The sequence below is a fragment of the Chryseobacterium sp. CBo1 genome (assembly GCF_001693475.1).
Classification (GTDB): Bacteria; Bacteroidota; Bacteroidia; order Flavobacteriales; family Weeksellaceae; genus Chryseobacterium; species Chryseobacterium formosense.
This window is the reverse complement of the sequence record NZ_MAUH01000021.1, coordinates 32,339-41,572: the sequence shown is the minus strand read 5'-3', so window position 1 is coordinate 41,572 and position 9,234 is coordinate 32,339. Positions and strand designations below refer to the sequence as shown.

The window sequence follows — 9,234 nt, the reverse complement described above, 5'->3', positions numbered from 1 at the left end:
CTCTCAATTTTGTGAGAATAAAATCGTAAATTGCATCTAGGTTATTCATGAATGTATTTGATTGGTAGTCAATACAATTTACAAATTTTTGTAACATGAATAACTTTTTTTATAATGCACTACGGGTTATACTAAGAAGAAAATATGCAAAACTCATAATTATCGGAAATGCTAATGCTACAAAATCTTTCTTATTTTTCTTTTTTATACAATCCTTAAAAAAAAAATCAATTTCAGGTTTTATACTCATATCCGGAGATAACAAAAATTTTGTTAGTTTTTCATCTGAAATTCTTAGCATAAAAGCTTTTCTGGAATAGTAATCATAAATATTATAGACCATTTGATCTGATAATAAAAATGTTTTGCCATTGTGATATTTTATAAAATAATTAGTATCAGTTTTATAAATATCTACTTTTTGCATTGTACTTTTCATTACGACAATTAAAAATCCAAATATTAAGCAAAGACATAATATAATTAGATGAGTTTGATTGCTAGTATATCTAATATTTAGATATTTTATTAATAATATAACTGATGGCAATAAAAAGAGAATAGTAAATATTGTTGCCCAAAAACTATATTTTGTATTAAAAACAGATATGGTAATAGTATCGTTGTTCATTGTATTTTTTAATAATTTTTCATAAAGAAAATTATTTTTCTAATTAAAAAATGATAATTTTTATCTCATTGATTACAAGTTAATTATATAAAAAAATCCACAAATCAATATTACTAATGCTACAAACAGCACGATAAATGGAAATTTATTAGCAAAAAACAAGATCATATTATCCATAGAAGTTTTCACATTCTTACTAGGTAATAGTATTTTGAGTTGATGCTGTAGATTTTCTTTATTGGAAGCATCACTTCTATTTTCCTGATTAAGACTAACGTCTCCTAACCAAAAATACAGGTTTTTATCAGCTAGTTTGATCCTCAATATATCTAACATCCCTTTTCGGGTGATATTTAAGTTGTAATTAATAATACTATTCTTTGATAATATTATATTTGTATTTGCTTTGGTATTGCTAACTACAATCGAATCTTCTTTTACCGAGATTGAAATTATTTTCGAAAAATAAAGATTAATCCCTACAATTATAAATAACGCAATAGATAAAGCAAAAATTAAGATATAGGTTTGCTGTGTTGTACTACTAAAAATCCTATAAATAAAATCTGTGCTTATGAAAGCGATTAGTCCAATAAAAAACACCAGCAAAGTAATAGCCCAGACTAAAATACTAAATTGCCTAAATTCATATTTTTTTTCCATCGTTTTCTTTAAAGTTCAACTTTTTTAATGTTATACTCGGTAATTACTTCAAAATTATTCTTAATTTTTTCTGCAATAGAAACTTTTCCTTCCTGTAAAAGTCCGGTTTCTTTATCAACTGTATATGTAATTCTATAAATAAAATCGAAAGCTGTGTAATTAAATTTTAAACTTGATTTATAAATACTATCATACATATTTTTCAAATTTTCTTCAGAAATATTTTCTCTGTTTAAAGCTCCTACAAGTCGGTAAGTAGCTGTATTTTCATCTTCACGAACAATAGATTTCGTCACATCTGTTTGTAGATCTACATTAGGGAAGATCTGAGAAAACTGCTGAAGTCTGTAGTTCTGAAGCTGATCTCCTAAAAAAGACTTCGTGAAGAGATGGAAAAAAAGATTTTTATCCATCATTTTAATGAAGTTATCCTGATCAAGAAATTCTTTATTTCCAGTATTAATAATATCTTCGGCTTGCTTTGGAGATTGGGAAATTAGCTGTTGATAAATGTCTGTATTCTGTAATTCATAATCACGAAACTTGTTCCATCTGTTTTCTATTTCTTTATGGTTGAAAATCTCCTTTATAAAAGCTTCATCCGAAATATTAAATCTAATCGGTAATTTTAGTTTTTCTAATTTTTGTGCAAACAAAAAACCTGATTCATAGATTGCCGGTTCCACTGAAAAATCAGAATCTGTAAGTTCCACCTCAAAAACATTTGTATTTTCTGCTTTTTTTACTAAAAATTCATAGATCGTGTTTGCCGAAAGTGTAATAATTTCATTATTTATTCTGCTCATATTAAGCTGCTCGCTCCTGTATCTGGCAACACCTTCAAAATTTAAACTTTCCATTTTCCCATTTTTAATAAATGAATCTTCAAACTTTTTCTGTTCAATAAAAATAGTATTAAGGTGAAGAGGTATACTATCAGATAAAATCATGTTTGAAAAACCCGAATGCGTGTTATGAAACTTCTTCAATTCTTCAGTATCTACATTAAATTTATCTGCAATAGACGTTAAATTTTCTCCTTGTTCAATCTTATATTTTATAATTTTCATTTACTAATTAATATCTACCTGATTTGGATTATTGATTGAAATAATTGACGGAGAAACATTAATACCTGATGCGGAACACGATGTATCTGAAGAATTATCTGCAGTAACCGAAGTTGATCCATTAATTTTGATTACTGAGCCTGCAATTGTAATATTAACTCCTTTAATATCAATCGTACCATCTTTTTTCATGACAATAGAACTACTACCTGTCTCTAATTTTATTTCGTTGATACTTTTCACGCTGACATTCCCTAAATTATCCATTGTAAGAATACTTTTTTCTTCCCCAATTGTAACGGTTGATTTAGTCTTAACATTCGTGGTATGATTATTCCCAATATCCTCCTTGTTATCATTGCTTACAAAAGTGGTAACATCTCCTGTTCCGCTCAGTGTCACATGATTACCGTTTCTATCTTTGATTTCAATACCGGCTCCATCATTCAGGCAGATTATGTTTCCACTTTTGCTGCTTAAACTTTTAATATTATTTCCGGCGCCGCCTCCGCCACCAACTCCGCCGTGAAACATTCCGCCCATCACGAACGGTCGGTCAGGATGTTGATGCACAAAACTAACAATCACCTGATCTCCAATTTCAGGAATCGCCATAAATCCGCGATTTTTATTTACTTTATCACTGCTTCCTGCGTCGGGAGTCATTACTCTGATAAATTCTGAAGTATCTTGCCCACTTTGCCAGTCAAACTGCACTTTTACTCTTCCCTGATTCAACGGATCAGCATTTTCGGTTACTTTAGCAAATTGAGCTTCCGCTCTGGGACTTTCAAATTCCGGACGGGGAATATATCCGCTGTCGGCAGCAATGGCTTCAAAATTTCCTGTGTAATAACCTCTTGCATCTACTTCATGAGTAACTTCAATCATCATCAGCTTCGTAAAATATGAAGTCTGATTGGTATCCGGTTTTCTCATTTCCACATCTGCAGTACAACCCGGATATAAAAACGGAACTGTTGTTTCTCCTGAAGTAATAAATACCTGTGAGGCGTTGCTTCCTGCCGTTCCCTTTTGTGAAGCATCGATATCCATAAAAGATGCTGCTTTTATCGGAGCTACTCTGAGAGATGGTGTTGTAAATGTTTTTTCTGAAATTTCGTAAGCACGTTTTGCAATATCTGATGCATGTGTAATTTTTGAACTTCCTGTTGTCAGTTTTTCGTTTTTGCTACTGTTATAGCCGTAGAATGACGGATTCACGTGCTGCGCCTTCATTTTTACCTTAATATCACTCACATTACTTCCATAGGTAAGCTTTACCGGTTGTTCTGCAGGCGGAAGTTTTCCGAAATGCAAAACTTCTCCGTCATAGAAAAACTGCTCACCATAAGCTTCGGCAATTCTCGCTAAATAATTATAGTGCGTTTCTTCATATTGCGAACTGTAAGAAACATTTCCGTATTGAGCATCAACTCTGAAATCAAATTTATTTCCGCCCAAACCTTCTTTTATAACATGATCGGCAATACTGTTTAAGCTGATTGGCTGTGCTCCACCAAAACTCTGAATATGTGGAGCTGCATCTAAAAGTACAGTCGGGCTAAAACCGCTCAGAACAATATTTCCCAAACTACCTTTTTCCTGACTGAAGCCAACTTCAGTAATCACTCCCACGAAATTTCTTTCAGGGCCGTCGATCACATCTTTGTATTTGAAAATAACCGTAAGTCTTTTCCCTAAAAAGTTTTGAGCCTCTTCAAGATTATGATTTTCAGGTGCGCCAAGAGTATCATGAGCAAGGGTAATGCTGAATTCATGATGTTTTGTGGCACTTTGATGAAGTTTAAAATGTTTAAAATGTTTAATTTCTTTTCCCTCGACAATCACATCAAGCTTTACAACTCTGTTGATGCCCAAAATCTGGCTGGTCGCAATCGCCAATGCATTATGAATTTTTGAGGTAGGCTGATTTGACCAGACTTTGTCTTCCACTAAAGAGGGATTGTTTGTTTGAGCAACCTGATTCATAAACATTCCTGAAGAATCTTTTACCGAATTTATAGGCTCTGTAATCTTAGACCCAGCTTCCTTAATTTTCTCAGTCGATTTGCTGACAACATTTGAAGTTGCTTCTTCTTTTAGATTCTGCACGGCATTCGACGTTACGTCTTGCGGCATTTTCGGTGTTGTAGTATTATCCTGAAACATAATAATTTTCTTTATACTTGTGAATTAGGTTCTTTCTTTTTCTGACATGTTTTAGTTCAACAGAATTCGATTTAAAAAAACGAAATCTTGATAACATTCTCATCTTATATATCTTAAATTTAATAATAGTGATGTTTTTATAAAAATTAAATCATCATAAAATTAATTTTTGTAGTAAAACTACGATTATCGTTATTTGATTTTCATAACATTTACTGAGCCGCCATTTCCTTATCTTTTTTATAGCGGTTTTCACCATAACTGTTATTGAAATTTACTGTTTTCTTATCTTTTTCATTAAGATTTTCATATAACTTTACGTTGAGTTCTGCTTCTGCTTTTTCATTTCTTTTTACAGGAAAAACAATATTGTATTTTTCTGTAAGCTGTTTTTTTAATAATGAAATCTTATCAAAATAAGATGCATTTTTAGAATTTTTCACTCTGGCTCCTTTCTTATCCTGAGAATCTAGATAAAGAGCCATCGGAGAAAGTTCAGTATCTTTTATTTTCGGGTTACCTCCTTTTTCCATCAAATATTGTGCAGTTTCGATATTACTTCTTGCTGCGGCTTCCATTATATTATCACCCAAGTAAGAAATATGATTAATATCCGCACCATTATCCAGCAAAAAATCAATCATTTTTTTCTCTGTTTGTACATTTCCCAAAAACATTGCGGCACGAAGCGGGCTATTACCTACTGCAGGATTGGGGTTTGCCTTATATTTAAATAAAAGCTTTGCCATTTCATCATTGTTTGTTCCTACAGCGTGTGATAATGGAGTCATAAAACGATGAGGAATAACAATATTTGGGTCAGCTCCATTATCTAAAAGAATTTTCATTGCTTCAAGATTCTCAAGAATAGAGGCGTACATCAGTAGAGTATATCCGTAGCTTTTCACATCACTCAGTTGGTTCACCACACTCGGATTATCTTTTAATTCCTTTCCTAAACCAGAATGATCTTCATTAAAAATTTTCTGAGCAGCATCAAGTTGTGCACCTTCAAATAATTTTTGTGGAGGATATTGTTCTTTATTTTGAGTTTTTCTGGATCTGGTGTCCTGACAGGAAAATAAGGTCATGGTAAAAAAGATTAAAAAAATTATTTTTTTCATGAATTATGAGTTTGTTGCAATTACATTCATATTAATTGTCGCAATCATCGCTTCAACGGCATCTGCATACGCACTGTGACCGCTTCCGAAGGTTTTCAGATTCATTCCTTCATTATCCGGGATGTATCCGAAAATTTCGTTTTGTTCTCCTAATGCACGAGGAACTGCACCTGTTAAACCTCCGAAAAGTGCTAAATTATTCAGTCCGGGAATTCTTGAAATTGCAAGGGTGGATAACAGACCTTCTCTGTTATTCTGAAGAGCATTAAGAATATCGTTACTAGTACTGTAATTTGTAATATTTGAAGTTGATCCCACAGCACCATGTTCGTCTAAATAATTAAGCGTATTATCATGAACGCCTCTTGTGTTGAAAGTGTAAGCCGGCAATCCTGTGTAGTAGGAAGCCATTGCACTGTTTCCTCCGCCCAGAGAGTGTCCTGTGAAGGCAACATTTCCGTTGGTAGCCTCATCCATTTTGTCAGCTAAATCCATTGTTTTTTGAATTTGGGGAGTCTGAAAACCGAATGCCTGTCCGCCATCTTCTATAAACCAGTCGTGATAAAACTGTGCTCCTTTTGGTTCAGAACCACGGAAAGCGACAAAATATTTATTTGTTTTTTCATTATAATACAGAGATGCAAAGAATCCGTCGGTTTCATTGGTATCAAAATCTTCTGTTTTAAGATTTCCGGCACCAAAAATTGCATCCAGCTCATCTTGATTATCTGTATTGATTCTTGTATAATCTCCTATTTGTGCAGCATCATCCGAATTATCATTATAAGAATCCTGGGCCATTGCTGCAGCATTACTCAGCTCCTCAATCTGCGCCGCTGTGGGAAGATGAAATTTCACCGTTCCACCTAAAAAACAATTTAACGTAGAATTCTGAAGGAGCGGTTTTTTGCCTTCTACTCTTACTTTTGGATGAGTATTACTCCAGTCGCTTGCTTTTGTAAGAAATGAGCAAATATTCAGACAGTCGTCAATGAGTGCACTTCCTGCCCATGCTGCTGCTGCAAGAACGAATAAACCACCACCAAATGCAGCGGCAATTCCAATTCCGGCAACAGCTCCTGCAACCATCATTTGCGGACAGATAAAATTATCTTTGAAACGGTCTTCTTCGGTAGCAACCAATTTTGAACCACCTTTCAGGTAAACAGTAGATTGCGAGCTGACCCCGATCCCAATCAAACGTCTTCCGCTTGTGCACATCAGCGGAGTTTCTTGTGCGATATACAGTTGGCTCATATTTATTGTATTAATTGAATATGATATCTGCAGACATACAACATTTTATCATTAAGCTTCTCTTTCACATGAAAAATAACTTCTGATAAAACCGAATCATGATTATAATGATATTCTCCTTCCATCATCAAATCATAATCTAAAGGAATATCTAAAGCTTTCTGATATTTCGAAGCATAAATTTCTTCAAAATCTCCGGTGTGGCTTTTTACTTTTCCTTTTACATTCATCCGGTAATGATCTTTATCGTTCTGAAACTGATAATCTGAACTGTAAACAATTTTCTCACCCGGAAAAAGTGTTGAAAGAAATTCTCTTTCTTTAAATTCACCTTCATTTTTAAAATTAACTCCGGCTTCCGGAAACGGATAAAATATGATCTGGTAAAGAAGATTTGCTTTTATATTATCTTCAATTCTTTCAAATTCTTTATCGTAAATGCCGATAATTTCGTTATAAGAATCTTTCACCAGCTGTAAAAAACGCAGTTCTTTGCGTTTTATCTCCTCCCATTTTTCGGTAATTTCGTTTTCATTTTCTACTTTTTCAATGATTTTATCTTCGTCTAAAAAGACAGAAAGATGACTTGTTGCAGAATTTACCTGATCGATAATTTCATAAAAAGGTTTCATCTGAGAATCAAAATGAATGTACTTTTTATTTGAAATAAAAATTTCGAGGTGTCTGTATTCTCCGGGAACGATTTCCCAGATTTCTTCAGTTTCCGTTTCGTTGGCTTTTCCGTTGCCTAAAGTGAGGTATGACTTCACATTTACAGAATACCTTCCATTTCTGTACCAAGCATATTTAAACGCACCAAAATCGAGAAATTCCTGAACGTCATTCTGATTCATGAATAAAGCTTTGAGTAGTGAAAAATTAACTTTAAGAAAGAAATTACTGTAGAATACAAATGTGTATGAATAATTTTACCCATACACATTTTGCATTATTGTAGCAGGAAATTATACTCCCGGCCAAATACCTTCGTAAGCAGAATTTCCATAATTGATTTTTTCTGCGCTTACTACAAAGCTGATTAACATTGAATTTTCGTCTACTGCGTCGAAGTCTACTTCGTGCTGGATCACATAACCGTTCTCCCAGTTCAGAGTAATCAATGTTCCTTCTTCGTGAGACTTGTTGAATGTAACTTCACCTGAAGTTGGTTTATACTTACCATTAAGTAAGCTTTCCAGGATGTCAGATTTCTCTGTCGCTTCAATAGTTAATTTGATGATTGCATTGGAAGGATCTGAAGCTACGCGTCCTGAAACGTCTGTAGATCTTGAAACGCTGTAATTAAGCTTTAGTAATTTTTGTCCTTCGCTTCCGTTGAATTTTAAGATTCCTCTTGAGTTCGCTGCCATAATGGTAAATTTTAATTAATTAATATTTTGTGATTTGTTTGATTCAAAGATAGAGCCATTGATTCCGTTATAACGAACAAATTATGGAAATCTCATATTTTGTAGTAATACTACGATTTGTTGTAGTAAAACTACGACTACACAGTAAAATCATAAAAAACCTTTTATTTAAAGTACTTCACAAACACATTCAGCAGAAATTTTCACATTTAAGCGAAAAATTCATTAAGATTATTTAGGAAAAATTAGCATATATTAACAAGTGGAGATTAGCAATTTTTTTCACCATTTTATTTAAAATAAGAATGATCATTTCCATTTCAAACATTCTCTAACAGTTTTAAAATTATACACTACTATTAAATAGCAAAAAAGGCTGTCCTCAAAAGACAGCCTCTTACTTTGTATAATCAATACTTAAAAGCGTTAATGATTTTAGCTTGACGGCCAAAGTCCTTCATAAGCTCCACCTCCGTAGTTGATTTTTTCTGCACTCACTACAAAGCTGATCAGCATTGAGTTTTCGTCTACTGCGTCGAAATCTACTTCGTGCTGAATCACATAACCGTTTTCCCAGTTCAAAGTAATCAATGTTCCTTCTTCGTGAGATTTGTTGAAGGTAACTTCACCTGTTGTAGGTTTGTATTTTCCGTTTAACAATGATTCAAGAATGTCAGATTTCTCTGTTGCCTCAACCGTTAATTTGATGATCGCATTGGAAGGATCTGATGCTACACGTCCCGAAACATCCGTAGATCTTGAAACGCTGTAGTTCAGCTTCAATAATTTTTGTCCTTCACCGCCGTTGAATTTTAAGATTCCTCTTGAATTTGCTGCCATGATGCGTAAATTTTAATTCGTTAGTATTTTTTGTTTGATTTTATGGTTCAAAGATAGAACCTCTACAAGTACATTTTATATTTTGAGAACGAAATTTAAAAATTTGT

At 33.3% G+C, this 9,234-nt stretch carries 9 protein-coding genes; all 9 read right to left on the bottom strand.

Features of this window, described 5'->3' with window-relative positions; all coding sequences use genetic code 11:
• Nucleotides 1–109 precede the first annotated feature (109 nt).
• Nucleotides 110–631 carry a hypothetical protein gene (locus tag BA768_RS12450; protein WP_065721001.1) on the bottom strand — a complete coding sequence of 174 codons (522 nt, stop codon included), beginning with the start codon at nucleotides 629–631 and terminating at the stop codon, nucleotides 110–112.
• Between the two features lie 72 nt (nucleotides 632–703).
• Nucleotides 704–1,294 carry a hypothetical protein gene (locus tag BA768_RS12445; protein ID WP_034679675.1) on the bottom strand — a complete coding sequence of 197 codons (591 nt, stop codon included), beginning with the start codon at nucleotides 1,292–1,294 and terminating at the stop codon, nucleotides 704–706.
• Nucleotides 1,295–1,302: 8 nt separating this feature from the next.
• Entirely contained in the window at nucleotides 1,303–2,364 is a 1,062-nt protein-coding gene (locus tag BA768_RS12440) for a LysM peptidoglycan-binding domain-containing protein (RefSeq protein WP_034679678.1), read from the bottom strand.
• Nucleotides 2,365–2,367: 3 nt separating this feature from the next.
• A complete protein-coding gene (locus BA768_RS12435; RefSeq protein WP_034679681.1) occupies nucleotides 2,368–4,536 on the bottom strand; it encodes a type VI secretion system Vgr family protein in 2,169 nt (722 codons plus the stop codon).
• 212 nt (nucleotides 4,537–4,748) lie between these two features.
• A complete protein-coding gene (locus BA768_RS12430; protein ID WP_228388408.1) occupies nucleotides 4,749–5,660 on the bottom strand; it encodes an ankyrin repeat domain-containing protein in 912 nt (303 codons plus the stop codon).
• A 3-nt stretch (nucleotides 5,661–5,663) separates the two neighbouring features.
• Complete coding sequence (locus BA768_RS12425; protein ID WP_034679684.1) at nucleotides 5,664–6,917, bottom strand: PAAR-like protein; 1,254 nt, start codon at nucleotides 6,915–6,917, stop codon at nucleotides 5,664–5,666.
• A 2-nt stretch (nucleotides 6,918–6,919) separates the two neighbouring features.
• The gene (locus BA768_RS12420; protein WP_065721000.1) at nucleotides 6,920–7,771 is read right to left on the bottom strand and encodes a hypothetical protein; all 852 of its coding nucleotides are present in this window, start codon (nucleotides 7,769–7,771) and stop codon (nucleotides 6,920–6,922) included.
• A 111-nt stretch (nucleotides 7,772–7,882) separates the two neighbouring features.
• On the bottom strand, nucleotides 7,883–8,287 hold the full coding sequence (tssD, locus tag BA768_RS12415; protein WP_034679686.1) for a type VI secretion system tube protein TssD: 405 nt from the start codon (nucleotides 8,285–8,287) through the stop codon (nucleotides 7,883–7,885).
• Between the two features lie 435 nt (nucleotides 8,288–8,722).
• Nucleotides 8,723–9,127 (bottom strand): type VI secretion system tube protein TssD, encoded by a 405-nt coding sequence (gene tssD / locus BA768_RS12410; protein WP_034674687.1) that lies wholly within the window; start codon nucleotides 9,125–9,127, stop codon nucleotides 8,723–8,725.
• Nucleotides 9,128–9,234: the final 107 nt, after the last annotated feature.